At 64.9% G+C, this 26,843-nt stretch carries 21 protein-coding genes; 14 read left to right on the forward strand and 7 right to left on the reverse strand.

The window, feature by feature from the left end:
* Positions 1-13: 13 nt before the first annotated feature.
* The 3 genes from DIE21_RS26625 to DIE21_RS26635 all read right to left on the reverse strand — a co-directional run bounded on the left by DIE21_RS26625 (position 14) and on the right by DIE21_RS26635 (position 3,359).
* Positions 14-1,231: an HlyD family secretion protein gene (locus DIE21_RS26625; RefSeq protein ID WP_124500484.1), complete on the reverse strand. Its 1,218-nt coding sequence runs from the start codon at positions 1,229-1,231 to the stop codon at positions 14-16.
* Positions 1,232-1,283: 52 nt separating this feature from the next.
* Entirely contained in the window at positions 1,284-2,780 is a 1,497-nt protein-coding gene (locus tag DIE21_RS26630) for an efflux transporter outer membrane subunit (RefSeq protein WP_124500485.1), read from the reverse strand.
* 87 nt (positions 2,781-2,867) lie between these two features.
* Entirely contained in the window at positions 2,868-3,359 is a 492-nt protein-coding gene (locus DIE21_RS26635) for a MarR family winged helix-turn-helix transcriptional regulator (RefSeq protein WP_059467637.1), read from the reverse strand.
* Between the two features lie 322 nt (positions 3,360-3,681).
* Here DIE21_RS26635 and typA point away from each other — a divergent pair, with 322 nt between their 5' ends.
* The 6 genes from typA to DIE21_RS26670 all read left to right on the forward strand — a co-directional run bounded on the left by typA (position 3,682) and on the right by DIE21_RS26670 (position 13,365).
* Positions 3,682-5,508, forward strand: a complete 1,827-nt coding sequence (gene typA, locus DIE21_RS26640) for a translational GTPase TypA (RefSeq protein ID WP_059467636.1) — start codon at positions 3,682-3,684, stop codon at positions 5,506-5,508.
* Between the two features lie 316 nt (positions 5,509-5,824).
* On the forward strand, positions 5,825-8,689 hold the full coding sequence (locus DIE21_RS26650) for a 2-oxoglutarate dehydrogenase E1 component (protein ID WP_124500487.1): 2,865 nt from the start codon (positions 5,825-5,827) through the stop codon (positions 8,687-8,689).
* A 135-nt stretch (positions 8,690-8,824) separates the two neighbouring features.
* Positions 8,825-10,102, forward strand: a complete 1,278-nt coding sequence (gene odhB / locus DIE21_RS26655; RefSeq protein WP_124500488.1) for a 2-oxoglutarate dehydrogenase complex dihydrolipoyllysine-residue succinyltransferase — start codon at positions 8,825-8,827, stop codon at positions 10,100-10,102.
* An 81-nt stretch (positions 10,103-10,183) separates the two neighbouring features.
* Positions 10,184-11,614 carry a dihydrolipoyl dehydrogenase gene (gene lpdA / locus DIE21_RS26660; protein WP_124500489.1) on the forward strand — a complete coding sequence of 477 codons (1,431 nt, stop codon included), beginning with the start codon at positions 10,184-10,186 and terminating at the stop codon, positions 11,612-11,614.
* A gap of 98 nt (positions 11,615-11,712) precedes the next feature.
* Positions 11,713-12,810 (forward strand): cell division protein ZapE, encoded by a 1,098-nt coding sequence (zapE, locus tag DIE21_RS26665; RefSeq protein ID WP_124500490.1) that lies wholly within the window; start codon positions 11,713-11,715, stop codon positions 12,808-12,810.
* A gap of 144 nt (positions 12,811-12,954) precedes the next feature.
* Positions 12,955-13,365, forward strand: a complete 411-nt coding sequence (locus DIE21_RS26670; protein ID WP_185642843.1) for a transposase — start codon at positions 12,955-12,957, stop codon at positions 13,363-13,365.
* A gap of 90 nt (positions 13,366-13,455) precedes the next feature.
* Here DIE21_RS26670 and DIE21_RS26675 read toward each other — a convergent pair whose 3' ends face one another.
* From DIE21_RS26675 to DIE21_RS26690, 4 genes are all read right to left on the reverse strand, one after another.
* Positions 13,456-13,917, reverse strand: coding sequence for a DUF2147 domain-containing protein (locus DIE21_RS26675; RefSeq protein WP_124500492.1), 462 nt, complete (start codon positions 13,915-13,917; stop codon positions 13,456-13,458).
* Between the two features lie 164 nt (positions 13,918-14,081).
* A complete protein-coding gene (locus DIE21_RS26680; protein WP_124500493.1) occupies positions 14,082-15,767 on the reverse strand; it encodes a ShlB/FhaC/HecB family hemolysin secretion/activation protein in 1,686 nt (561 codons plus the stop codon).
* 144 nt (positions 15,768-15,911) lie between these two features.
* Entirely contained in the window at positions 15,912-17,261 is a 1,350-nt protein-coding gene (locus tag DIE21_RS26685) for a collagen-like triple helix repeat-containing protein (RefSeq protein ID WP_124500522.1), read from the reverse strand.
* Between the two features lie 37 nt (positions 17,262-17,298).
* Complete coding sequence (locus DIE21_RS26690; protein ID WP_124500494.1) at positions 17,299-18,861, reverse strand: collagen-like triple helix repeat-containing protein; 1,563 nt, start codon at positions 18,859-18,861, stop codon at positions 17,299-17,301.
* A 666-nt stretch (positions 18,862-19,527) separates the two neighbouring features.
* Between DIE21_RS26690 and DIE21_RS26700 the strand changes: the two genes are divergently transcribed.
* The 8 genes from DIE21_RS26700 (at position 19,528) to DIE21_RS26735 (ending at position 26,840) form a co-directional block, all read left to right on the forward strand.
* Complete coding sequence (locus DIE21_RS26700; RefSeq protein ID WP_124500495.1) at positions 19,528-19,692, forward strand: Flp family type IVb pilin; 165 nt, start codon at positions 19,528-19,530, stop codon at positions 19,690-19,692.
* Between the two features lie 81 nt (positions 19,693-19,773).
* Complete coding sequence (locus tag DIE21_RS26705; RefSeq protein ID WP_124500496.1) at positions 19,774-20,274, forward strand: prepilin peptidase; 501 nt, start codon at positions 19,774-19,776, stop codon at positions 20,272-20,274.
* Positions 20,271-20,741, forward strand: a complete 471-nt coding sequence (locus DIE21_RS26710) for a TadE/TadG family type IV pilus assembly protein (RefSeq protein WP_124500497.1) — start codon at positions 20,271-20,273, stop codon at positions 20,739-20,741. Before DIE21_RS26705 ends, DIE21_RS26710 begins: the two co-directional genes overlap by 4 nt.
* Before the next feature lie 88 nt (positions 20,742-20,829).
* Positions 20,830-21,735: a Flp pilus assembly protein CpaB gene (gene cpaB, locus DIE21_RS26715; protein ID WP_124500498.1), complete on the forward strand. Its 906-nt coding sequence runs from the start codon at positions 20,830-20,832 to the stop codon at positions 21,733-21,735.
* Positions 21,736-21,796: 61 nt separating this feature from the next.
* Positions 21,797-23,131 carry a type II and III secretion system protein family protein gene (locus DIE21_RS26720; protein ID WP_124500499.1) on the forward strand — a complete coding sequence of 445 codons (1,335 nt, stop codon included), beginning with the start codon at positions 21,797-21,799 and terminating at the stop codon, positions 23,129-23,131.
* Positions 23,132-23,176: 45 nt separating this feature from the next.
* Positions 23,177-24,457, forward strand: a complete 1,281-nt coding sequence (locus DIE21_RS26725; RefSeq protein ID WP_124500500.1) for a fimbrial protein — start codon at positions 23,177-23,179, stop codon at positions 24,455-24,457.
* A 3-nt stretch (positions 24,458-24,460) separates the two neighbouring features.
* Entirely contained in the window at positions 24,461-25,864 is a 1,404-nt protein-coding gene (locus DIE21_RS26730) for a CpaF family protein (protein ID WP_124500501.1), read from the forward strand.
* Complete coding sequence (locus DIE21_RS26735) at positions 25,857-26,840, forward strand: type II secretion system F family protein (protein WP_124500523.1); 984 nt, start codon at positions 25,857-25,859, stop codon at positions 26,838-26,840. Before DIE21_RS26730 ends, DIE21_RS26735 begins: the two co-directional genes overlap by 8 nt.
* The last annotated feature ends 3 nt before the right edge of the window (positions 26,841-26,843 follow it).

Genomic DNA, 26,843 nt, shown 5'->3' on the forward strand with positions numbered 1-26,843 from the left:
GGAGTCGGAGCCGTTACATCATATTGGCGACGCCGTTCGACTTCGCCGCGGCCGGTGCCGGCGCGTTGCCGCCGGCGTTCTCGGCGATGATGCGTGCGATCTCGGCGTCGGCTTCGTCGCCGTACTTCGCGAACACGTTGGTCTCGTAGACTGTGTTCCGCGCGTTGGCGAGCTGGTCGCCGCGCTCGTCCTTGATATCGACGTCGACCTGCATCGACAGGCCGATGCGCAGCGGGTGCTTCTCGAGGTCCTTCGGATCGATCTCGATACGCACCGGCAGGCGCTGCACGACCTTGATCCAGTTGCCCGTCGCGTTCTGCGCGGGCAGCAGCGAGAACGCCGAGCCCGTGCCGGCCGAGAAGCCGACGACCTTGCCATGGTAGACGGCCGACGAGCCGTAGATGTCGGCCGTCAGTTCGACCGGCTGGCCGATGCGCATGTGCTTGAGCTGGACTTCCTTGAAGTTCGCGTCGACCCACACCGCGTTCAGCGGCACGACCGACATCAGCGGGTTGCCCGGCGACACGCGCTGGCCGACCTGCACCGAACGCTTCGCGACATAACCGGTGACCGGCGCGGGCAGCACGTTACGCGCGTTCGCGAGGTACGCATCGCGAACCTTCGCTGCAGTTGCCATCACGTTCGGGTGTGACGCAATCGTCGTGTTCGCGGTCAGCGCGCGGTTCGATGCGAGCTGCTGTTGCGCCGCGTCGACCGACGCCTGCGCGGCGCGCACCGCGTCGCGCGCGTGGGAGATTTCTTCCTGCGACACGGCGCCCGTCTGCGCAACGGCCACCCGGCGGCGCAGGTCGTCCTGCGCCTTCGACAGGTCGGACTGGCGCAGCGCGACTTGCGCACGATACTGGTCGTCGTTGACGAACAGGCCGCGCACCTGGCGCACCGTCTGCGCGAGGTTGGCCTCGGCCTGCTGCAGCGCGACCTGCGAGTCGGCCGGATCGAGCACGACCAGCGGATCGCCGGCCTTGACCGTCTGCGTATCGTCGGCCTTCACGGCGATCACGGTACCGGTGACCTGCGGCGTGATCTGCACGACGTTGCCGTTCACGTATGCGTCGTCGGTCTCTTCGTGGAAGCGCGCGACGAGGAAGTAGTACAGACCGTACGCGATGGCCGCGATCAGGATGACCGCGATCAGCAGCGTCATCATCCGTTTGCGCTTCCCGTTGTTCTGCGGCTGTGCGCTGGCGGCGTTTTGTTGAGGGTCGCTCATGGCGATGTTCTCCGTCCGTTATTTCGAGTGTCTGCGTAGGGGTGGCGCCGGATCAGTTGGCAGCCTGTTTCGTCTGCTTGTCGGCGTCGGGCGCGGCGAGCCGCGTGCCGGTCGCGTCGAACCCGCCGCCGAGCGCCTTGATCAGCGCGAGCTGCATGTCGCGCCGGCGCATCTTCAGGTTGGTCACGGTCTGTTCCGACGCGAGGCGGTTGCTGTCCGCGGTCAGCACCTGGAGCTGCGGCGACAGGCCGGCCTTGTATCGGATCACGGCGAGGTCGTACGCGCGCGTCGACGCATCGAGCGCACGCTGCGCGTCGTCCATCTGGCGATCGACCGCGCGGATCGACGCGACCTGCGTCGCGACGTCGTTCAGCGCGCCGATCAGCGTCTGGTTGTAGTTCGCGACCGACAGGTCGAAGTCCGCATAACGGCCCTTGAGCTGCGCGCGCAACGCGCCGGCATCGAAGATCGGCAGGTGGATGGCCGGGCCGAACTGCGCCTGGCGGCTCGCGAAATTCAGGAATTTGCCCCAGCCGAACGCATCGAAGCCGAAGCCGGCCGCGAGGTTCACGTCCGGGAAGAACTCGGCCTTCGCTTCCTTCACGTCGTGCATCGCGGCCTCGACCTGCCAGCGCGCGGCGACGATGTCGGGGCGGCGCGACACGAGGTCGGCCGGCAGGTTGCCGGGCAGCGCGACTTCGCCGGTCGGATTCATCACCGGCGCGGCGATCTGCAGCCCACGATCCGGCCCCTTGCCGAGCAGCGCGGCGAGCTGGTAGCGCACGGCCGTGATCTGGCCGTCGAGGTCGGACAGCGAGGCCTGGGTCGTCGCGATATTGCCGCGCGCGGTCTGGCGTTCCACGTTGGTGTCGAGGCCGGCCGATACGCGGCCGTCGGTGATCTTGCCGACCGTCTGACGGTTGGTGATCTCGCGCTGCGCGATGTCGCGCAGCGCATACAGCTGTGCGAGCGAGTTGTAGGTGCGGGCGACCGACGACGCGAGCGTGATGCGCGCCTGCTGCATGTCGGCTTCGGCGGCCTTTTCCTGCGACACGGCCGTGTGCAGGCGCTCGCGGTTCTTGCCCCACAGGTCGAGATCCCACGACGCGCTCGCGAGCGCGTTGTTCTCGCTGTACCACTGGCCGCCGTACGGGGGCGGGAACAGCGCGTTCGACGAATACAGCTCGCGCGTCCACGAGTAGCTGGCTTCGGCCTTCGGCATCAGGTTCGAGCGCGACGATTCGATGTATGACGACGCCTTCGCGATGCGCGCCTGCGCTTGCGCGATCGACGGGCTGCCCTGGAGCGCCTCGTCGATCAGCTGCGGTAACTGCGGATCGCCGAACTGGTTTGCCCAGTCGAGCGCCGGCCACCGGCCGCCCTGGGCCGGCAGGCTCTGGGCGGTTTCGAATTGCGACGCGGGAGCGATCTGCCTGTCGCTCTTGATGCCGATGTAGTTTGCGCAGCCCGCCAGCGCCAGCGCGGCAACCGCTGCGGCGACGGCGGCACGGCACGACCCGGCGCGCACGGACAACGGGGAGGATTTCATCGCGCGGTTCCCTGACTCGGAATGAATGATGGACACTGCAAGGATTTCCTTACATTAATCTGTCTAAAGTAATTGTTATGGCAACTATTACGTGACGCTGCCGCCGGCGGTCTCGCAGTAATTGCTGAGAATGCGGCGCAGCATGCTCTTCAGGAACCCGACTTCTTCCGGCGTAAACCCGTCCAGCAACTCGTCGAGCACGCTGCGGAACACCGGCGGCAGCCGCTCGGCAAGCGCACGGCCTTCGTCGGTCAGTTCGAGGCGCACGACACGCCGATCCTCGATGCTGCGCACGCGGGACAGCAGCCCGCGCTTCTCGACACGATCGAGCAGGCGCGTGACCGCGCTCGCGTCGATCCCGTATTCCCGCGCGAGCTCGGCGGCCGTCGAACACTTGCCGACCGCGATCATGAACAGCATGCTCGCCTGCGTGCCGGTGATGCCGAGCTCTTCCTGCGTTCGTTGCGTGACGAGATTGGTCATCACCGACTTCACGCGCGACATCAGATAACCGACGCTGTCGTTCATCTGATACGAGGACAGCGGCGAAACAGGCGGTTGAGAAGGAGAATCCGACATAAAACCCTGAAGCTGCAATAGTTGACTAGGCAGCAGTATAGGCACAATTGCTTGCCTCGGCAAATGTTAATCGAACGGGCGAGGGCGCGCTCCGTGCTCCGGAATCTCCTTGTCCGGATCAGGGTCTTCGGGGCGCCGGGAGTGGTGTCGGCCGCGTCGGTGGCGAGGGCAGGATGGCGTCGCTTGTTGCATTGCACCGGACGGTCCGGCTTCCGACATTCTCACGTGCTATAATTTGTGGTTTCCAAGCTGCAACGCGCGCGCACGTGTCCCGGTGACAGACGAGCGTGCGCGTTTGCGCGTTCAACGATTTCAGGTTTCTATGACCCGCGCCCTTCGCAATATCGCCATCATCGCCCACGTCGACCACGGCAAGACCACGCTCGTCGACCAACTGCTCCGCCAGTCCGGCACCTTCCGCGAGAACCAGCAGATTGCCGAACGGGTGATGGACTCGAACGACATCGAAAAGGAGCGCGGGATCACGATTCTCGCGAAGAACTGCGCGGTCGAATACGAAGGCACGCACATCAACATCGTCGACACGCCGGGGCACGCGGACTTCGGTGGCGAGGTGGAGCGCGTGCTGTCGATGGTCGACTCGGTGCTGCTGCTCGTCGACGCCGTCGAGGGTCCGATGCCGCAGACGCGCTTCGTCACGAAGAAGGCGCTCGCGCTCGGCCTGAAGCCGATCGTCGTGATCAACAAGATCGACCGCCCGGGCGCGCGCATCGACTGGGTCATCAACCAGACCTTCGACCTGTTCGACAAGCTCGGCGCGACCGAGGAGCAGCTCGACTTCCCGATCGTCTACGCATCGGGCCTGAACGGCTATGCGTCGCTCGATCCGGCGACCCGCGAAGGCGACATGCGCCCGCTGTTCGAGGCGATCCTCGCGCACGTGCCGGTCCGCCCGGCCGATCCGGAAGCGCCGCTGCAACTCCAGATCACGTCGCTCGACTATTCGACGTACGTCGGCCGGATCGGCGTCGGCCGCATCACGCGCGGCCGCATCAAGCCGGGCCAGCCGGTCGTGATGCGCTTCGGTCCGGAAGGCGACGTGCTGAACCGCAAGATCAACCAGGTGCTGTCGTTCAAGGGCCTCGAGCGCGTGCAGGTCGAATCGGCCGAAGCGGGCGACATCGTGCTGATCAACGGTATTGAAGACGTCGGCATCGGCGCGACGATCTGCGCGGTCGATACGCCGGAAGCGCTGCCGATGATCACCGTCGACGAGCCGACGCTGACGATGAACTTCCTCGTCAACTCGTCGCCGCTGGCAGGCCGCGAAGGCAAGTTCGTGACGAGCCGCCAGATCCGCGACCGCCTGATGAAGGAACTGAACCACAACGTCGCGCTGCGCGTGAAGGACACGGGCGACGAAACGGTGTTCGAAGTGTCGGGCCGCGGTGAGCTGCACCTGACGATTCTCGTCGAGAACATGCGCCGCGAAGGCTATGAGCTGGCCGTGTCGCGTCCGCGCGTCGTGATGCAGGAAATCGACGGCGTGCGCCACGAGCCGTACGAGCTGCTGACCGTCGACGTCGAGGACGAGCACCAGGGTGGCGTGATGGAAGAGCTTGGCCGCCGCAAGGGCGAAATGCTCGACATGGCGTCGGACGGCCGCGGCCGCACGCGTCTTGAGTACAAGATTTCGGCACGTGGCCTGATCGGCTTCCAGAGCGAATTCCTGACGCTGACGCGCGGCACGGGCCTGATGAGCCACATCTTCGACTCGTACGCGCCGGTCAAGGACGGCTCGGTGTTCGAGCGCCGCAACGGCGTGCTGATCTCGCAGGACGACGGCGCGGCAGTGGCGTACGCGCTGTGGAAGCTGCAGGATCGCGGCCGCATGTTCGTGAAGCCGGGCGACGCGCTGTATGAGGGCATGATCATCGGCATCCACAGCCGCGACAACGACCTCGTCGTGAACCCGATCAAGGGCAAGCAGCTGACCAACGTGCGTGCGTCGGGTACCGACGAAGCCGTGCGTCTCGTGCCGCCGGTCCAGATGTCGCTCGAATATGCGGTCGAATTCATCGATGACGACGAACTCGTCGAAGTGACGCCGCAGTCGATCCGCCTGCGCAAGCGCTTCCTGAAGGAGCACGAGCGCCGCCGCGCGAGCCGCGAAGGCGCGGTCGACTAAGCTCGGCTGTTCCCGTGCATGACGCAAAAGGTCGCCTTCGGGCGGCCTTTTTTGCATCCGCGCGATGTGCAACCGAATGCGTTGCAAAACACTGTTCCCGCGGGTCGTGGCAATCCGGCAAAACCCCGTCGTGCGGTGCTTTCAGGCACATTTCGCCGTGAACTCCGGTATCGGTTCTGTGATATGCTGCGCGCACGCAAGTTTTAGGTCCTTCCAAGCAAGACTTGATTCGCAATCCGCTAAACGGTCAGGCCGTGTCGCGGAAGGTTGAGTAACCCGCTATTTCTCGAGAAGCTCGAAGAAAGGTGAGCGTAAAATGTCAGATGTAATGAAGCAGTTTCAGCTGAACTCCTATCTGTTCGGCGGCAATGCTTCGTACGTTGAAGAACTGTACGATGCATACCTCAACAATCCGGCATCGGTGCCGGAGAACTGGCGAGAGTATTTCGACGCGCTGCAGAACGTGCCTGCAACGGACGGCTCGAATGCCAATGACGTCGCTCATTTTCCGATCGTCGAATCGTTTGCCGAGCGTGCGAAGGCCAATGCCTTCATCCCGCGCGAAAGCACCAGCAATCTGGCGACCGCGCGCAAGCAGGTCCACGTCCAGTCCCTCATCAGCGCCTATCGTTTCCTCGGCTCGCAATGGGCCAATCTGGATCCGCTGAAGCGTCGCGAACGTCCCGCCATTCCCGAACTCGAACCCGCGTTCTACGACTTCTCCGAAGGCGACCTCGACCAGACGTACAGCGCAAGCAACCTGTATTTCGGTTTCGACCAGGCTTCGCTGCGCGACATCGTCAAGGGCCTGCGTGACACGTACTGCGGCACGCTCGGCGCCGAGTACATGTACATCAGCGATCCGGAGCAGAAGCGCTGGTGGCAGGAGCGCCTGGAATCGATCCGCGCGACGCCGGCCTTCTCGGTCGACAAGAAGAAGCACATCCTGAATCGCCTGACGGCAGCGGAAGGCCTCGAGCGCTATCTGCACACCAAGTACGTCGGCCAGAAGCGCTTCTCGCTCGAAGGCGGCGAAAGCTTCATCGCGGCGATGGACGAAGTCGTCCAGCACTCGGGCAAGCGCGGCGTGCAGGAAATCATCATCGGCATGGCCCACCGCGGCCGTCTGAACGTGCTGGTCAACACGCTGGGCAAGATGCCGGCCGACCTGTTCGCCGAATTCGAAGGCAAGCACGTCGACGACCTGCCGGCCGGCGACGTGAAGTACCACAAGGGCTTCTCGTCGGACGTGTCGACGGAAGGCGGCCCGGTGCACCTGTCGCTCGCGTTCAACCCGTCGCACCTCGAAATCGTGAACCCGGTGGTCGAAGGTTCCGCGAAGGCGCGGATGGACCGTCGCGGCGACGAAGACGGCCTGCAGGTGCTGCCGGTGCAGATCCACGGCGACGCGGCCTTCGCAGGCCAGGGCGTCGTGATGGAAACGCTGAACCTCGCGCAGACGCGCGGCTACGGCACGCACGGCACGCTGCACATCGTCATCAACAACCAGATCGGCTTCACGACGTCCGACCCGCGCGACGCGCGCTCGACGCTGTACTGTACCGATGTCGTCAAGATGATCGAGGCGCCGGTGCTGCACGTGAACGGCGACGATCCGGAAGCCGTGATCCTCGCGACGCAGATCGCGATTGATTACCGGATGCAGTTCCACAAGGATGTCGTGATCGACATCGTCTGCTTCCGCAAGCTGGGTCACAACGAGCAGGACACGCCGGCGGTCACGCAGCCGCTGATGTACAAGAAGATCGCGCAGCACCCGGGCACCCGTGCACTGTACGCCGAGAGGCTCGTGCAGCAGGGCGTGATCAGCGCGGAAGACGCCGACAACTTCGTGAAGGCGTACCGCAAGGCAATGGACGACGGTCACCACACGGTCGACCCGGTCCTGTCGAACTACAAGAGCAAGTACGCGGTCGACTGGGTGCCGTTCCTGAACCGCAAGTGGACGGACGCAGCCGATACGGCCGTGCCGCTCGCCGAACTGAAGCGCCTCGGCGAACGCATCACGACGGTCCCGGAAAACTTCAAGGTCCACCCGCTCGTCGAGCGCGTGATCAACGACCGCCGCAACATGGCGCGCGGCGACCAGCCGCTCGACTGGGGCATGGGCGAACACCTCGCGTTCGCGTCGCTCGTCGCATCGGGCTACTCGGTGCGCCTGACGGGCCAGGACTCGGGCCGCGGCACGTTCACGCACCGTCACGCGGTGCTGCATGACCAGAACCGCGAACGCTGGAACGACGGCACGTACGTGCCGCTGCAGAACATCGCCGAAGGCCAGGCGAAGTTCACGGTGATCGACTCGGTGCTGTCGGAAGAAGCGGTGCTGGGCTTCGAATACGGTTACTCGACCGCCGAGCCGAACACGCTCGTGCTGTGGGAAGCCCAGTTCGGCGACTTCGTCAACGGCGCGCAGGTCGTGATCGACCAGTTCATCTCGTCGGGTGAAGTGAAGTGGGGCCGCGTGTCGGGTCTCACGATGCTGCTGCCGCACGGCTACGAAGGCCAGGGTCCGGAACACTCGTCGACCCGTATTGAGCGTTTCCTGCAACTGTGTGCCGATCACAACATGCAGGTCGTCCAGCCGACGACGCCGGCGCAGATCTTCCACCTGCTGCGTCGCCAGATGATCCGTCTGTTCCGCAAGCCGCTGATCGTCGCCACGCCGAAGTCGCTGCTGCGCCACAAGGAAGCGGTGTCGGACCTGTCGGAGCTCGCGAAGGGTTCGTTCCAGCCGGTGCTGGGCGAAACCGACGGCGGCATCGACGCGAAGAAGGTCAAGCGCGTGCTGGCGTGCTCGGGCCGCGTGTACTACGACCTCGTCGCGCATCGCCGCGAAGCGAAGGCGAACGACGTCGCGATCATCCGTATCGAGCAGCTGTATCCGTTCGCGCACAAGCAGTTCGAAGCCGAAATGAAGAAGTACGAGAACGCGACTGAAGTGGTCTGGGTGCAGGACGAGCCGCAGAACCAGGGCCCCTGGTTCTACGTCGAGCACCACCTGAAGGAAGGCATGAAGGAAGGGCAGAAGCTGGCGTACAGCGGCCGTCCGGCTTCGGCCTCGCCGGCGGTCGGCTACTACGCGAAGCACTACGAGCAGCAGAAGGCCCTCATCGAAGGTGCGTTCGGCCGCCTGAAGAGCGCATCGATCGCGAAATAATCGACGGAAGCGAAACGGGAAGGCGCGCGGCGCTTTCCCGTCTCTTTTGGCCTGCCGGGCGCGTCGCGCGCCGCACCGGCCGAAGGAATCGCACGAACCTCGTCATTACCCAGATTAAGCATCCAGGAAAATCACATGGCTATCGTAGAAGTCAAAGTCCCCCAGCTTTCGGAGTCGGTTTCGGAAGCCACCATGCTGCAGTGGAAGAAGAAGCCGGGCGAAGCAGTCGCGCAGGACGAAATCCTGATCGAACTCGAGACCGACAAGGTCGTGCTCGAAGTGCCGGCACCGGCCGCGGGCGTGCTCGCGCAAGTGCTGCAGAACGATGGTGACACCGTGGTCGCCGACCAGATCATCGCGACGATCGACACCGAAGCGAAGGCAGGTGCTGCCGAAGCAGCGGCAGGCGCCGCCGAAGTGAAGCCGGCGGCAGCGCCTGCTGCAGCCGCACCGGCAGCACAGCCGGCTGCCGCAGTTGCGTCGAGCTCGGCTGCCGCATCGCCGGCCGCATCGAAGCTGCTGGCCGAGAAGGGCCTGTCGGCAGGCGACGTCGCAGGTTCGGGCCGCGACGGCCGTGTCACGAAGGGCGACGCGCTGGCAGCGGGCAGCGCACCGAAGGCTGCTCCGGCCGCCGCACCGGCGAAGACCGCCGCTGCGAAGCCGTCGCTGCCGGACGTGAAGGTGCCGGCGTCGGCCACGACCTGGCTGAACGACCGTCCGGAACAGCGCGTGCCGATGTCGCGTCTGCGTGCGCGTATCGCCGAGCGTCTGCTCGAGTCGCAGCAGACCAACGCGATCCTGACGACGTTCAACGAAGTCAACATGCAGCCGGTCATGGACCTGCGCGCGAAGTACAAGGACAAGTTCGAGAAGGAACATGGCGTGAAGCTCGGCTTCATGTCGTTCTTCGTGAAGGCGGCCGTGCACGCGCTGAAGAAGTTCCCGCTGGTGAACGCGTCGATCGACGGTAACGACATCGTCTATCACGGCTACTTCGACATCGGTATCGCGGTCGGTTCGCCGCGTGGCCTGGTCGTGCCGATCCTGCGCAATGCGGACCAGCTGAGCCTCGCCGAGATCGAGAAGAAGATCGCCGAATTCGGCCAGAAGGCGAAGGACGGCAAGCTGTCGATCGAGGAAATGACGGGCGGTACGTTCTCGATCTCGAACGGCGGCGTGTTCGGCTCGATGCTGTCGACCCCAATCATCAACCCGCCGCAATCGGCCATCCTCGGCGTGCACGCGACGAAGGAGCGCCCGGTTGTCGAAAACGGCCAGATCGTGATCCGTCCGATCAACTACCTGGCACTGTCGTACGACCACCGGATCATCGACGGCCGCGAAGCCGTGCTGTCGCTCGTCGCGATGAAGGATGCGCTGGAAGATCCGGCACGCCTGCTGCTCGACCTGTAAGCCGAGTCTCACTGCATTGACCCGCCCCGCACGCTCGCGCACGCGCGCGGGCGTGCGGGCGTACAAGTAGAAAGGATTGTCATGTCCAAGGAATTTGACGTCGTCGTGATCGGCGCCGGCCCCGGTGGCTACATCGCCGCGATTCGCGCCGCGCAGCTCGGCAAGACCGTTGCCTGTATCGAGAAGTGGAAGAACCCGGCCGGCGCGCTGAAGCTCGGCGGCACCTGCCTGAACGTCGGTTGCATTCCGTCGAAGGCGCTGCTCGCCTCGTCGGAAGAGTTCGAGAACACGTCGCATCACCTGGCCGACCACGGCATCACGGTCGACGGCGTGAAGATCGACGTCGCGAAGATGCTCGGCCGCAAGGATGCGATCGTCGAGAAGATGACGAGCGGGATCGAGTTCCTGTTCAAGAAGAACAAGATCACCTGGCTGAAGGGCCATGGCAAGTTCGCCGGCAAGACCGACGCCGGCGTGCAGATCGAAGTGAGCGGCGAGGGTGACACCGAAGTCGTCACCGCGAAGAACGTGATCATCGCGACGGGCTCGAAGGCGCGTCACCTGCCGAACGTCCCGGTCGACAACAAGATCGTGTCGGACAACGAAGGTGCGCTGACGTTCGACTCGGTGCCGAAGAAGCTCGCCGTGATCGGCGCAGGCGTGATCGGCCTCGAGCTCGGCTCGGTGTGGCGTCGCCTGGGTGCCGAAGTGACGGTGCTCGAAGCGCTGCCGGCGTTCCTCGGCGCAGCCGACGAAGCGCTCGCGAAGGAAGCGGCCAAGCTGTTCAAGAAGCAGGGCCTCGACATCCATCTCGGCGTGAAGATCGGCGACGTGAAGACGACCGCGAATGGCGTGTCGATCGCTTACACGGACAAGGACGGCAACGCGCAGACGCTCGACGCCGACCGCCTGATCGTGTCGGTCGGCCGCGTGCCGAACACCGACAACCTCGGCCTCGAGGCAATCGGCCTGAAGGCGAACGAGCGCGGCTTCATCGACGTCGACGACCACTGCCGCACGGCCGTGCCGAACGTCTACGCGATCGGCGACGTGGTGCGCGGCCCGATGCTCGCGCACAAGGCGGAAGACGAAGGCGTGCTGGTCGCGGAAGTGATCGACGGCCAGAAGCCGCACATCGACTACAACTGCGTTCCGTGGGTGATCTACACGTACCCGGAAATCGCATGGGTCGGCAAGACGGAGCAGCAGCTGAAAGCGGAAGGCCGCGAGATCAAGTCGGGCAAGTTCCCGTTCTCGATCAACGGCCGTGCGCTCGGCATGAACGCGCCGGATGGCTTCGTGAAGATGATCGCGGACGCGAAGACCGACGAGCTGCTCGGCGTGCACGTGATTGCCGCGAACGCGTCGGACCTGATCGCGGAAGCCGTGGTGGCGATGGAGTTCAAGGCGGCGTCGGAAGACATCGCCCGCATCTGCCATCCGCACCCGTCGATGTCGGAAGTGATGCGCGAAGCGGCGCTCGCCGTCGACAAGCGCTCGCTGAACAGCTGAGCGCGGTATAGCGTCGGCCGGCCGTCGGCCGGCGCAGCCGTCTCATGACGAAGGCGGGCGGGGTTTCCCGCTCGCCTTCGTTTTTTCCGGTTTGCCTGATGAACGTCACCGAATACTACACGCGCGAATTGACCACGCGCGGCTATCAGTCCGATCCCGCCCAGCGCGCGGCCGTCGATCGCCTGCAGCACTGCTTCGACGAATGGGTCGACTACAAGGCGCGCCGCTCGAACGCGTTCAAGAAGCTCATCAATCATCCGGACCTGCCGCGCGGCGTCTACATGTGGGGTGGCGTCGGCCGCGGCAAGAGCTTCCTGATGGACAGCTTCTACGCGGTGGTGCCCGTGCAGCGCAAGACGCGCCTGCACTTCCACGAATTCATGCGTGAAGTGCACCGCGAACTCGAGGAATTGAAAGGGCAGGCCGATCCGCTCGACGAGCTCGCTCGACGCATCGCGAAGCGCTACCGGCTGATCTGCTTCGACGAATTCCACGTGTCGGACATCGCGGACGCGATGATCCTGTACCGGCTGCTCGATCGCCTGTTCAACAACGGCGTGCAGTTCGTGATGACGTCCAACTACGATCCCGACGATCTGTATCCCGATGGCCTGCATCGCGACCGCATGCTGCCGGCGATCGCGCTGATCAAGCAGAAGCTCGACGTGCTGAACGTCGACGCCGGCGTTGACTATCGCCAGCGCACGCTCGCGCAGGTGCAGATGTATCACACGCCGCTCGGCGCGGACGCGGATCGCGAACTGCGTCATGCGTTCGCGAAGCTCGCTGCGGTGCCGGACGAAAGCCCGATCCTGCATATCGAGAAGCGCGAGCTGAAGGCGCTGCGCAAGGCCGACGGGGTTGTCTGGTTCGATTTCGCGACGCTGTGCGGCGGCCCGCGCTCGCAGAACGACTATCTCGAGCTGGCCAGCCGTTTCCACGCGATCGTGCTGTCGGAAGTGCCGCAGATGTCGCCGCGCATGGCGTCCGAGGCGCGGCGCTTCACCTGGCTCATCGACGTGCTGTACGACCACAAGGTCAAGCTGCTGATGTCCGCGGCGGTGCCTGCGGAGCAACTGTACGTCGAAGGGCCGATGGCGAACGAGTTCGCGCGCACGGTTTCGCGGATCGTCGAGATGCAGTCGAAGGAGTACCTCGAAACACCGCGCCGCATCGTCGATACTTCGCTAACCTGATCGAGGCTTGCGACAAGTGACTGGCTTCAAACGTCAAATCCAGTCAAATTCTCGCGATCTTCGGGTATTTTCGGACTTGTCTTATATTCATCGTTGAGGCCAGCCGATATCGTTGTGTCATGGTTCCTAAGGCTGGAGATGTCCATGACACCGTATCGCGATCTGACCGACCACGAGTGGCACTGCGTCGTGCCGCTGCTGCCCGAAATGCAGCCGCGCACCGAGTTGCGCGGCCGACCGTTGGCCAACACGCGCGCCGTCCTGAACGGCGTACTCTGGGTCATCTATAGCGGCGCGACCTGGTCCGCGATGCCGCGTCGTTACCCTTCGTACCAGACATGCCATCGCCGCTTCAAGGTCTGGCACGAGACCGGCACATTGATGCAGGTGATGCGCGAACTGTATGGCGACGCAGGCGTGAATCTGTGCAACGAACTGTCCTCGCGGATGCGCAAGCACGCGCAGTCGAAGGCGGCGGAGGTGCGGAGTGCGGCAGCGCCGGTGTACCGTGCACCGGGCAGCTATGCGTCGAATACGCTGAAGCACGCAGCGTGATGTCGTTCGATTTCATTCACGCCCACACCCAAACAAAATCGGCCTGACGACGTCGTCGCAGGCCGATTTTTCATTGCGTCGCGCGTCGCGTTACTGTGCGCGAACCCAGGTCTGCGATCGGCCGAGCAGCGACACGCCGATGTAGCCGCGCACGACGAGCTTCTGGCCGCCGTCTTCCAGCGACATCTTGCACTTGTAGACCTTGCCGTTTTCCGGGTCGAGAATGTTGCCGCCGTCCCAGTGGTCGCCGTCCTTCTTCATCGCCTTGATGATCGTCATGCCTTTGATGAGCTGATCCTTGCGCTCGTCCGTGCACGCGGTGCAGCGACGATCGGGCGTGTCGTTGGCGCCGAGTCCCTTGACGACCTTGCCCGACAGCGAACCCTCACCGTCGTCGGCGATCTGCACGAGTGCCTTCGGTGCATGAGTGTTGTCGTCGATCGTCTGCCACATGCCGACGGGGTTGTCGGCCTGGGCAAAGGTGGGGGCGGCGCAAGCGAGCAGTGCACTTGCGATGGCCAGTGCGCGCAACGGGCGGGTCAGTTGAATCATTGTCTTCCTCCTTGTTTCGTGTCGTATTCGATTTGCCCGCACGACCGTCTGCATGGGGCGGTGGCATGTTGCGAGCTTTGCCAGAATACGTGAAACCGCGCGCTGCGTTTGATAGAGGGGACTCTAATCGAAACAGCCCGCGAGACGCGGGCTGTGGTGACCGATCAGTTGATCTGATACGAGAACGCGGCATTCACGCGCGGGCTGCGCGATGCGCTTTCAACCGGTGCATCGCCGACCGGCTTCGCGATATTCAGGTCGAGACTGTAGTAGCGGCTGTCCGTCAACCGCACGCCGATACCGACCGACGACAGGCGGCTCGGCGATGGCGTGCCCGTGTGCAGGTATACGCGCGCCATGTCGTACGCGATGTACGGCGTGACCGACTTCATGTACCTCCAGCCCGGCGTGAAGCCGCGGTTGACCTCCAGCGACATCCCCCAGCCCGAGTCGCCCGACGTTTCGCCGGGCTGGTAGCCGAGCGCATAGCGCGTCGAACCGAACGAGATCTGTTCCGACGTCGGCAGTGAATCGGGGCTGTACTGGCCGGTCAGCGAGACCGACGTGCCAATCTTGAACGGCCATTCGTTGGTCTGCGTGAAGGTCGCGCCGGTGCGCACGAACGTCAGTGAAATCGGGCTGTCCACCGACGTCGTGTTCGAGCCGATCGTGATGTCCTGCGACTTCGACGCGCCGAGAATGTTGAAGCCCCTCGCGACGTTGACGCTGAGTTTCTGTACCTGCTTGGCCGATACGCTCGTGTAGTCAAGCTGCATTTGCAGCACGCGGACCTGCGAGCGCGTGTCGATGCTGTTGCCGGTGATCTTGTTCTGGTAGCGGTCTTCGTTGTGCGACGCATAGCCCGACACGGTACCGAGCAGGCTGCGCTGGTTGTTCAGCAGCAACGGATAGGACGCCGAAAGACCGAGTTTCTCGTTCTTGACCGTACGCTCGACGGTCGACGGCAGGCCCGGGTTGTCGGTCGGCTTGCCGCGGTACGTGCTGGCATCGAGGCGCGTGACCAGGCCGCTGCTGCCGACCGGCACTGCGCCGCTGAACGCGACGTAGGTCTGCTTGTCGCGTCCGGGCGGCACCAACGCGGAAATGCTCAATTGCTCGCCGAACGACGTGAGGCCGTTCTCCGTTGCGGTGATGAGCCCCTGGACGCCCGGGTGATTGAAATCGATGCCGGTGCTGACGTTGAATGCCTTGCGGTCGACGGCCAGTTCGAGCGTTGTCGCTCCATCGGTCGTCTGAGGCGGCGGCACGTTGGCCTTGACCGTGAGGCCGGGCAGGAGGCCGAAGGTGTTCACGTAGCGTTCGAACGTCGCGCGGCGCAGCGGGCGATCGGCCGTAATGTGCGCGGCGATCGCGCGAATCTTCGATTCCATCGCGCCGGGCTTGCCCGTGACCTTGACGTCCGACACGTAGCCTTCGACGACCGTGACGCGCACGACGCCGTTCTCGAACGTCTGCGCGGGAATGAACGCGAACGACAGCGCATAGCCGCGATCCTGGTACAGCTTGGTCACGCCGTTGGCGGTTTCGATCAGTTCGCCGATCGTGATGTCCTTGCCGACGAGGGGCGTGAAGCGCCGCGAGATTTCGTCGAACGGCACCGACTTCACGCCTTCGACCTGGAACGTCGTCGGCGTCAGGTGCCGCGACAGCAGCTCCTGCAGTTGCGGTGCCTGCGGCGCAACCTGCACGGTGACGCTCGGACCTTTCTTCGGCGCGTTGATCTGGGGGAGGGAGTCGAGCGGGTTACCTGCCGCGCGCGTCTGTGCATGTGCCGTGCCTGCTGCCGCGATGGCGAGCAGCATCATCCATCTGTCGAGTCTGGATTTCATTGTTCTTCCTCGTAGGCCTTGCTTTTTGTCTTCTTTCTAATGCGGGCGCGCGACACCAGGGTGTCGCGCGCCGCGTGCCGCATTGCCGATTGTGTTTGTATGGCCGCGCCTCCTGCTCCGGCTGCAAAGGCGCGACTGTCCTCCTTACTTGCCGACGCTACCCAGCGTGCCGAGCAACCCCGTGACCGGCGCCAGGAGGCCCGTCGAACTGCCCGACGATGCCGAACCCGTCACGCCGCCGACGAGCGACGTGACCGGCGCGAGCGGATTCGACGAAGCCCCGGATCCCGCTGCACCGCCAACTGCTCCGGTGACAGTATTCAGCAAACCGGTGACAGGCGCGAGAGCGTTTGCACCGCCTGCGCCGCCCGTTGCACCGCCGAGCGTGCCCGTCACCGTCGACACGAGGCCCGTGACCGGCGCGAGCGGATTGCTGCCCGAGCTGCCCGTTGCGCCGCCGACCGCGCCCGTGAGCGAACCGAGCGGCGTCGAGCCGAGGCCGGACAGCAGGCCGCCGAGCGGGTTCGTCGAGCTGGACCCCGACGACGCGCCGTTCTGGACGGTAGTCGACGAGCCGCCGACGAGGCTCGTGAGCAGGCCGGGGATCGGTGCTGCGCCGTTCGGGCCGTTCGGGTTCACGAGGCCGCCCGCGTTGGTCACGGTGTTGCCGACCGAGGTGACGAGCTGACCGACATCGCCGACGAGCGGCTGGTTCGACGTGCCGGCGACCTGCTTGCCCGCCGAGCTGATTGCACCGCCGATCTGGCCGAGCAGACCCGACACCGGTTGTCCGAGGCCCGTGGTCGTGCCGACCTGTTGCGTGACCTGGCCCGCGGTGATCACCAGCGGCGTGATGGCCGAGCTGAGCGGTTGCGTCACTTGCTGCACGGCACCCGACGACAGCGTCGAGCCGATCGTCGTGCCGGCGGCCGTCAGGCCGTTGGCGACGGTGTCGAGCACGGTGCCGACCGGTGTCGTGACAGGGGCGAGCGGCGCGAGCGGACCCGTGCCGAGCGCCTTGACCGTCGAGCTCAGTCCGGACACGGTGTTGCTCGTCGCACCGACGACATTCCCGAGCCCGGCGACCGTCGTGCCGACCGGATCCTTCGTTGTGCCGATCTGTCCCAGGCCGTTGCTCACGGCATCGGCGGCTGCGTCGATGATCGTGCCGGTGCTCGAGACGGTGCTGCCGACACCCTTCGTCACGCCGTCGCCGAGACCCGGCACGGTGACGTTGCCGATCGTGCCGCCGAGGTCGGTCGCGGTCTGGCCGAGCGTGCTGACGGCGCCCTTGGTGCCGGTCGTCGTGCCACTGGTGCCGCTCGTGCCGCTGCTGCCGCTCGTACCGCTGGAGCTGCCGTTGTTGCTGCTGGTGGGCGGCGTGCTGACGCTGTTGCCGCCGCACGCGGCGAGCAGGCAGGCCGTCGCGAAAACGGTAAGGGGCACTCGCCATTGGCGCAGGGCGATCGTCGTGATGGAACGCTGGGACATGATGGACTCCTCGCTGTCTTGTCGATGAATGGATGTCGGGTTACTTGTGCGTGCCGCCGAGCAGGCCGCCGAGCAGCGACGTGACAGGCGCGAGCAGGTTCGTGCCCGAGCCGGAGCCCGTGACGGCACCCGTGCCGCCGCTCAGTGTCGGTGCGCCTGCCGTGCTGGTGACTGCGGGGACCGGAGCGGCAATGGGGTTGCTACCGCTCGTTGCGCTGCCGAGTGCGCCGGTGACCGCGGAGACGAGGCCCGTGACCGGGGCGAGCGGGCCGCCGCTGCCGCCTGCAGCGCCGCCGAGTGCGCCGGTCACGGTGGAGACCAGGCTGGTGACGGGGGCGAGCGGACTGCCGCTCGTGCCGCCCGTTGCGCCACCGAGTGCGCCGGTGACGGTCGAGACGAGGCCGGTGACCGGAGCCAGTGGGCCGCCGCTCGTGCCGCCTGCAGCGCCGCCGAGCGCGCCGGTGACCGTGGAAACGAGGCCCGTGACCGGGGCGAGCGGGCCGCCGCTGGTGCCGCCGGTTGCGCCGCCCAGGCCGCCAACGGTTGTGAGGAGGCCCGTGAGCGGCGCGAGCGGATTGGTCACGCCGCCGGTGCTGCCGGTAAGCAGGCCGCCGACAGCCTTCACGGTATTGCCGGTCGACGAGACGGTGTTGCCGAGGCCGGTCGTGACGGGGTTGCCGCCCGTCGATGCGATCAGCGCGCCGCCCTGGTTCAGGCCGTTGCCGATCGTGCCGAGCAGCGTGTTAACCGGGGCGCCGAGGCCGGTGGCCGTCCCGATCGTCTGCGTCGTCTGACCGACCATCGTCGTGATCGGCGTGATCGCCGAGCTGACCGTCTGCGTGACCTGCTGGATCGGGCCGGTCGACAGCACGTTGGACAGCGTGGTGCCGCCGTTCGCTACTGCGTTGCCGACCTGCGTGACGAGGCCGCCGACGGCGCCGGTGACGGGGGCGAGCGGCGACAGCGGACCGCTGCCGAGGCTCGTGACGAGGTTACCGGTTTGCGTGACTGCGCCGCCGAGCTGGTTCACGACGCCGCCCGTGCTGGCGACCGTGACGCCGACCGGATCTGTCGTCGCACCGAGCTGGCCGAGGCCGTTGCCGAGGCCATTGCCGAGCGCCGTGACTGCGCCGCCGACGTTCTGCACGATGCCGCCTGCCGCTTGCGTCGTAGCCGGGTTGACGCCGGGCAGCGACTGGCCGGCGATCATGGAGCCGAGACCCGACACCGTGCCGCCGACATCATTGATGAGATTGCTGCTGCTTGCGAGGACAGTTCCCACCGCGTTCGACGACACACCGGAGGTGCCGCTCGTGCCGCTGCTCGTTCCGCTGGTGCTGCCGCTCGTCGAACCGCTCGTGCTGCCGCTGGTCGAGCCGCTGGTGCTACCCGACGTGCTGCCGCTCGTCGAGCCGGACGTGCCGCCCGAGGTGCCGCCGCCCGACGTGGAGATCGAGTCGCTGCCACCGGAGCCGGAGCCGCCGCTGAGCCCCTTGCTGATGGAACCGGAGCCGCCGCACGCGGAGAGGGAAAGCATGGCTGCCACGGTGGCCGCGATCATAGTCGTCCGGAGCGTGCCATGAGGGATAACCTGAATGTCCATTTCGTCCTCGCATTGAAACTGATGTTGTGTTGAGTGATGCGGGGATTACTCTGCAACTGTCGTGCCATTTCGATGGCCGACGGCTCGACGATTGGTTTTAAACGAGACAATTCCTTGTCGGAAAAGGAGTTTGTGGTAATTGAAAGATTGTTGAAATTGTTTAAAAACGGTCGAATGAGAACGGTTTCGGCCGTTTCGTAACGTAACGTCTCATCATTGGCGTTACGCGCGTGGCGTAACGTGGGGGCGAGGCAGGCCCCTGCAGGCGGTCTGATTGTTTTACTGGTGGATTAGGTGTGCACATCTAACCTATCGTTAGTCCTATGTGTAAGTCGTACCGAAACCCCGTACAAATACGCTGTGCTTCCGGAAAGTTTTTTCGATCCGGTCTTGAAAGAGGTTGGAAGTTAAATGGGATCGGATATAGAATCCGGGGCAGGTGTAAGGAAATGTACAGTTCGGTACACGACGTTCGAGGAGGGGCACTATCGCGAATGTTAACTTGCATCAAATCGTGACACATGCCCCTCGGGGTGACATATAAAGAAAGCGCATCCGGTTGTCGTTAACAGGTGTAACGAACGACACGGGGCAAGGGCCATATATGCGGGGATGTACAACGTATAAAAGGCCAAAAACGTACATACAGGCACGAGGAATTAAAAAATGAAAGCACTTATCAAGCGCTTCCTCAAGGAAGAAGACGGGGTTACCGCGATCGAGTATGGGTTGATTGCGGGTCTGATTGCTGCCTTGATCATTACCAGCGTGACGACCATCGGCACGAAGATCTCGGCTTTGTTCGCCACGATTGCCAGTTCGCTGCCCTGACCCTTGCAGTTCGTTGGGGGGTGAGCGAGCCGCGGTTGCGGCTCGCTCGCCGTTACGTGGGCATGCGCAGTCGATCGCGATATGGCACATCTCATCAGCACCAGCATTTTTTTTGCCTGGGCCGCGCTCGTTGCTGCCGGTGATATTCGATTTCGGCTTGTTCGGAACTCGCTTGTCATCTGCGGAGGCGCTGCTGCACTCGTCAGTTCACTGATAAACGCAAATCCGTTTGGCATTTCAACCGGGCAGGCATTGATCGGCATGCTGACCGGCTTGGTCGTTTTCTTTCCGCTTTTTGCGATGCGCGTCATGGGCGCGGCCGACGTCAAGGTATTCGCGGTTCTCGGCGCGTGGTGCGGCTTACCGATATTGCTCTGGCTGTGGGTGATTGCCAGCCTTGCCGCCGGATTACACGTACTTGGGCTGATGTTGCTCACTCATACGCCGCTCAGTGCGTTGTGGGTGCGCGGGGCGCCCGCAATGGCACTCGGCGGGCGGCGCTCGACACCGTACGCGGCATGTCTCGTCATTCCTGCGGCAATTTGGCTGGCCTATCTGGTCGTTACCTGGAGCGGGCGATGAAACGGCAGTATCGACCGGGCGCGCGTTTGCGTGAGCGAGGAGCGACTGCCGTCGAGTTCGCGCTGGTATTCCCGCTGTTTTTCCTGATCCTTTACGCGATCATCACGTTCGGACTGATCTTCGCGGTTCAGCAGGGCCTGACGCTCGCTGCGACCGAGGGGGCGCGTTCTGCGCTGAACTATGTGTACGAGGCCAACGGTTCGGGTACGCAGGCGCTGGCAGACCGGGCGAGTGCGGCAAAAGCGACGGCTGCCGGCCTCACTTCATGGCTGACCAATGTCCAGATCCCGACACCGGTATCCGGAACATGCAGCTACGACGCGACGATGTATTGCGTGACGGTCACGGTGACCTATCCGTACCAGGCGCATCCGCTGGTTCCATCTTTGCCGTTGCTGGGTCTCGTTACGCCGACGCAGCTGACCGGCACGGCCACCGTCCAGATCAATCCGGCAACCATTCTATGAGCCGGACAGCACGCCCCGCGGGGCACACGCATGCAGCGGTGCCCATGCTCGAACATAACTACATCAATCTACGGCACCGACATTCACCATGGCCAACAACTTGACGAAGATCATCGCCGGGCTGCTGATCGCAATCGCAGTTCTGCTCGGGATCTACGCGTGGACGCTCGGTCGCGCGCCGGCCCGTCCGCCGGTCGTGGCAACGCCGACTGCAGCGACACAGTCGGTGCCGATCGTCGTGGCGGCGCGCCTGCTGCCGGCCGGCCAGCCGATCCCCGCCGATGCATTGAAGCTCGCGCAGGTTCCCATGCTGCCGGCGGGCGGCTTTAGCGATCCGAAGGCGCTCGTCGGCCGCGTGCCGGCGAACGACATTGTTGCCGCAGCACCGGTGCTCGAAGGCGGATTGACTTCCGGGCTGGCCGACCAGGTGACGCTCGGCGAGCGCGCCGTGGCCGTCAAGGTCGACGAAACCAACGCGGTCGGCAACCGGTTGCGGCCCGGCAACTTCGTCGATGTGTTCCTGAATCTGCGGCGCGACAACTCCGGCGGCGCGCAGGCGAACTCGGAGATTCCCGGTACGCAGGCGCGCCTGCTGTTGTCGAAGGTCCGTGTGCTGTCGTTTGGCGACGCGACGTCCGATCGGGACGGCGGTGGCGGACCGAGCGGCGCGGTACGGACCGCGGTGCTCGCGGTGCCGACTGCGCAGGTCGATGCGCTCACGCTTGCCGAAGCAAGCGGCCGTCTGACGCTCGCGCTGCGCAATCCGCGCGACACCGAAATCGCTGCACAGACGGTCGCGGTTCGTACGACGGTCGGGAATACGACGCCGTCGGCGCTGGCCGCGAGCGGCGTATGGCTCGACGATCTGTCGGGCGCTCGTGTGCGCGGTACGCCTCGCGCACCGGTTGCGCCGCGCGCACCTGTCATGGCCAGGGGGAGCGGCAGCAGCATCGAAGTCATTCGTGGCGGGCGTGCCGAAACGGTCGCCTATTGACATCAACATACGATCATCGACAGCAGCTAAGAGAGAAGGCCGCGCGACGGCCTCCGACACAATGACAAACAAATTGATTGCATACGCGATTGCCATTTGGGCCATGACCTTTGCCGTCCTGACGGAGGCGGCCGGTACAAACGCGTCGATCGACCTTGCGGTCGGCTCGCAACGACAGATCGCTGCAGGCCGCACGCTGCAACGGATTGCGGTCGGCGATCCCGCCGTCGTCGACGTCCTGGTCATGAAGGGGAGCCGTGCCGGGTCGGTGCTGCTGGTTGCGAAGGCACCGGGTTCGACAAACGTGTTGTTGTGGGAACGCGGCCGCGACGAGCCGACGGTATGGAGCGTCAATGTCGTCGATGCGGCCGCTCAAGCGGTACTGGATGGTTCGGGGCCGAAGGTGAAGGCATACGGCGGAGCCGCGGTCCTGTCGGGTTCCGCGGCGTCGCTCGATGCGCATGAACGCGCCGTGGCGGTCGGCAAGCGGATGGGCGGCAAGGACGGCGCAGTGATAGATGCATCGACGGTCGGTAACCGGAGCGTCGTGCAGGTCGACGTGCGCGTCGTCGAGTTCAGCCGCTCGGTGCTGAAGGAAGCGGGGCTGAACTTCTTCAAGCAGAGCAACGGGTTCGCGTTCGGCGCATTTTCGCCGGGTGGCCTTCAGTCCGTGACGGGCGGGGCGACGGCGGGCTTCCTGGCGACGGGCGGCATTCCGATCGCGTCGGCGTTCAACCTCGTCGTGAATTCCGCCGGCCGCGGCATCTTCGGCAATATTTCGATCCTCGAAGCGAACAATCTGGCCCGTGTGCTTGCGCAGCCGACGCTGGTCGCGCTGTCGGGGCAGAGCGCGAGTTTTCTCGCCGGCGGTGAAATCCCGGTACCGGTGCCGCAGGCACTGGGTTCGACAGCGATCGACTGGAAGCAGTACGGCGTCGGTCTGACGCTGACGCCGACCGTGCTGAGCCAGCGCCGGATTGCGCTGAAGGTCGCGCCCGAATCGAGCCAGCTCGACTTTCAGCATGGCGTGACGATCAACAGCGTGTCGGTGCCCGCCATCACGACGCGGCGCGCGGATACGACGGTCGAGCTGGGCGACGGCGAGAGCTTCGTGATCGGCGGCCTGATCGACCGCGAAACGATGTCGAACATCAACAAGGTGCCGGTCCTGGGCGATCTGCCGATCATCGGTGCGTTCTTCAAGTCGTTGAATTACCAGCAGAACGACAAGGAACTGGTGATCATCGTGACGCCACATCTGGTTGCGCCGATCGCGAAGGGCGCGCCGCTGCCGGCGACGCCGGGCGAGTTGTCCGAGCAGCGCGACGGGCCCGTATGGCGCTCGTATCTTGGTGGTATCGCGTCGCCCGATGCCGCGCCGGGATTTTCGAAATGACCGCACGGCGCGGCGTCGCGCGATATGGATTCAGGGGTATTCAACATGAACGCGAGAACCCTTTCATTGGCTGAGCCCGCCGTGACCGACTACTTTGTGTGCGCCTCGCGCCAGGACGAGCATCTCCGCTGGCTGGGAGACACGCTCGTCCCGGCCGGTACGGTGGAGGCGGTGGCGCTGGAGCCTGGCGCGCTGGCCCAGCGCATCATGGGGCTCAATCCTGCGATCGTCTTCATCGATTTTTCCCGAGCGCAGGCCGAAGCGAGTGCTGCCGCAGCAGCGGTGCGTCTCGCGCACCCGAGCCTGCCGGTCGTCGCACTCGGTACGCTGGCGGAGCCGGAAAGCGCACTCGCTGCGCTGCGGGCCGGCGTGCGCGATTTCATCGATGTTTCAGGCAGTGCGGAAGACGCATTGCGTATCACGCGCGGGCTGCTCGAGCACGCCGGCGCGGAACCGGCCAATCGCCACGGCAAGCTCGTCGCGCTGCTCGGCGCGCGCGCCGGGATGGGCGTGAGTACGCTCGCATCGAACCTGTCCGTATGGCTGCACAAGCGCGGGGCGGCCGCCAGCGTCGCAGGCGACGCGCCCGCGTTCGGTGTTGCCACGCCGCAAGCCCGGCAAACGGCGCTCGTCGACCTCGGCCTGCCGGCGGGCGATAGCGCGCTGTTTCTCAACACACGCTGCGAATTCCACTTTGTCGAGGCCGTCCGCAACCTGCGCCGCATCGACCGAACGTTCGTCAACACGGCCCTCGCGCGGCACGCGAGCGGCGTCGCGTTGACGACGCTGCCGCCGAACCTCGCCGATTTGCGCGATGTGTCGTATGCGGCATGCGTTGGCCTGCTGAACCGGTTGCGCGCATTCTTCGATCAGCAAATCGTCGATCTGGGTGGTTTTACGAACCTGGAGTTCGTCGCGCAGATCACGGCGGTTGCCGACGAGGCGTGGCTCGTCTGCGACCAAGGCGTCGCGTCGATCGTCTCCGCAGTCGAGCTGCTCGAAGGATTGCGCGACGCGGGAATCAACCTCGGCAAGATGCGTCTCGTCGTCAACCAGTACGACACGGCGCTGAGTCTGACGCCGGCCCAGATCGCGGACCGGCTCGGCATCGCGCTGCTGACGACGTTGCCTGCTCGGCGCGTGTCGATCGGGCAGGCGGCGAACCAGGGGCGACTCATCGTCGACATGGCCGAGCGCGATCCGTATGTGCGTGCGCTCGAGCCGCTCGCGGAGCGGCTGACAGGCACGGTGACGGCCGGAAAGGGCGCCGCTTCGGGCCTGTCCGTGCTCAAGCGTTTCATTCAACCTTTGTCCAAGCGTTCGTAAGCGATGGCACACGACATTCAATTTGCCGACGGCGCCGCGCCGTTCTCCCAGTCGCAGCAGTTCCATGACATCAAGAATGCCGCGCACGAACACTTGCTGACGCGCATCGAGGAACTGGGGGCCGAATTCGGTCGTTGGTCGCGCCAGGCGATCAACCAGTTCGTCGATCTGGAAATCGACAGCTTCGTGCGTTTGCGGCGCATTCCGCTCAACGAGAACGAGGTCAGGACGATTGCCGAGGCGTTGACCAAGGAGCTTGCCGGGTTCGGGCCGATCGAGGATCTGCTCGCCGATCCACATGTCGAGGACATCCTGATCAACGGCTACAAGGATATCTACGTGTCGCGCCACGGGATTCTGGCCAAACTGCCGATTCGCTTTACCGATAACGCGCACCTGCTGCGTATCGTGCGACGCATCCTTGCGCCGATCGGCCGCCGCCTCGACGAATCGAATCCGATGGTCGATGCGCGGCTGCCGGACGGCGGGCGCGTCAACGTGGTGATCGAGCCGCTGTCGATCGACGGGCCGGTCGTGTCGATCCGGAAATTCCGCAAGGACCCGCTGAAGCCGGCCGATCTGCTCGGCAACGGCACGTTCAATGCAGAGATCGGCGCGCTGCTCGAGGCGGCGGTCGAGGCTCGCTGCAACATCCTCGTGTCGGGCGGCACAAGCTCCGGCAAGACTTCGCTGCTCAATGCGCTCGCGTTCCACATACCGGAGCCGGAGCGCGTCGTGACGATCGAGGATACGGCCGAGCTGTCTCTGAATCACCCGCATGTCGTGCGGCTCGAAAGCCGGCCCGGCGGCTTCGACGGGACCGGTGTCGTGTCGATTCGCGATTTGCTGCGCAATACGTTGCGGATGCGCCCGGACCGGATCATCGTCGGCGAAGTGCGCGGCGGCGAGGTGCTCGAGATGCTGCAGGCGATGAACACAGGGCACGACGGCTCGATGGGGACCGTGCATGCGAGTTCGCCGCGCGAGTGTCTCTATCGTCTCGAGATGCTGGCCGGCTTCGCCGGGTTCCAGGGAACGGAATCGAGCCTGCGTCGGCAGATCGCGAACGCGATCGATTTCATCGTGCAGATCGGCCGCCTGTCGAACGGGCGGCGCCGGATCCTCTCGATTACCGAGGTAACCGGGCTGTCGGACAACATCATCGCGACGCAGGAACTGTATCGCTACGACGCGCGCGTGACGCCGGAGGGCGAAGAAGTCGACAACTGGGAATCGCTCGGCATTCATCCACACTCGCCGAAGCTCGCCCGATTCCGTCAGGCGCTGCAGGGCGGTTTCGGTGGCAGCGGCGGCGGTGGCTTCGGAGGCAGCGGCGGCGGTGGCTTCGGAGGCGGTGACGGTTTCGGCGGCGGTTTCGGCCGAGGGCGCGGGGGTTTCAATGTATAGCGTGCTGGCAATGGCGCTTCTGCTCGTGGCCGCCGCGCTGATGCTGTGGCGGCACGGCGAGATGAAGCGCGATCGCGCCGACGTGCAGCGCTTCATCGACAGCCGGATCGAACCCGGTGCGCGAGCGGGCCGTGTGCCACCGCGGGAAGCCGGGCCGGTGCCTGCCGCTGCGGCCGCACCCGTCGCGGCGCGCGTGGCGCCCGGCATACCGGCTTCGCAATGGGGACGCTGGCGTGCCATCGCGGCCGAATATCTGGCAAACGTGGCGAGCCGCGCGGGAATCGAGGACGCGCGCGGCAAGGCGCTGTTTGCACTGGTGGCGCTGGCCGGTGCCGCGCTCGCTGCAGGCGACCGGGGCGGCTGGCTGGGCGCGGTGGCGGCACTCGTCTGCGGAGCCGCGCTGCTCGTGTTCTGGCTGGTCTCGCGGATTCATCGGCGGCGCCTGATGATCGTTCGTCAGCTGCCGTCGTTTCTGGACGGGATCGTGCGGCTGGTGACGCTGGGCAATAGCGTGCCGGCCGCGTTCCAGGCCGCGCTGCAGACGACCGAGGCGCCACTGCGCGGATGCCTGGATCACGTGTCGAGGATGCTGCGTTCGGGTGTCGAGATCGATCGCGCGATGATGCATATCGCGAGCGTGTACCACACGAGGGAGTTCGAGCTGGTCGGGTCGGTGCTGCGGCTGTCGGTACGGTATGGCGGTCGCGCGGACGTCATGCTCGACCGGATGTCGACGTTCATGCGCGACCTCGAACAGGCGGAGCGCGAACTGGAAGCGATGTCGTCGGAGACGCGATTGTCTGCGTGGGTGCTCGTCATGCTGCCGATCGCGATCGGCAGCTTCGTCATTGCGACCAATCCGCTCTATCTCCAGTCGATGTGGAACGACTATACCGGCCGTCAGTTGCTGGTCCTTGCCTTCATGCTGCAGGTCGCGGGCGGGATCTGGCTTTACCACATGGCCAAACTCAGGTGACGG

This window comes from Burkholderia sp. Bp9140 (genome assembly GCF_003853425.1).
Classification (GTDB): domain Bacteria; phylum Pseudomonadota; class Gammaproteobacteria; order Burkholderiales; family Burkholderiaceae; genus Burkholderia.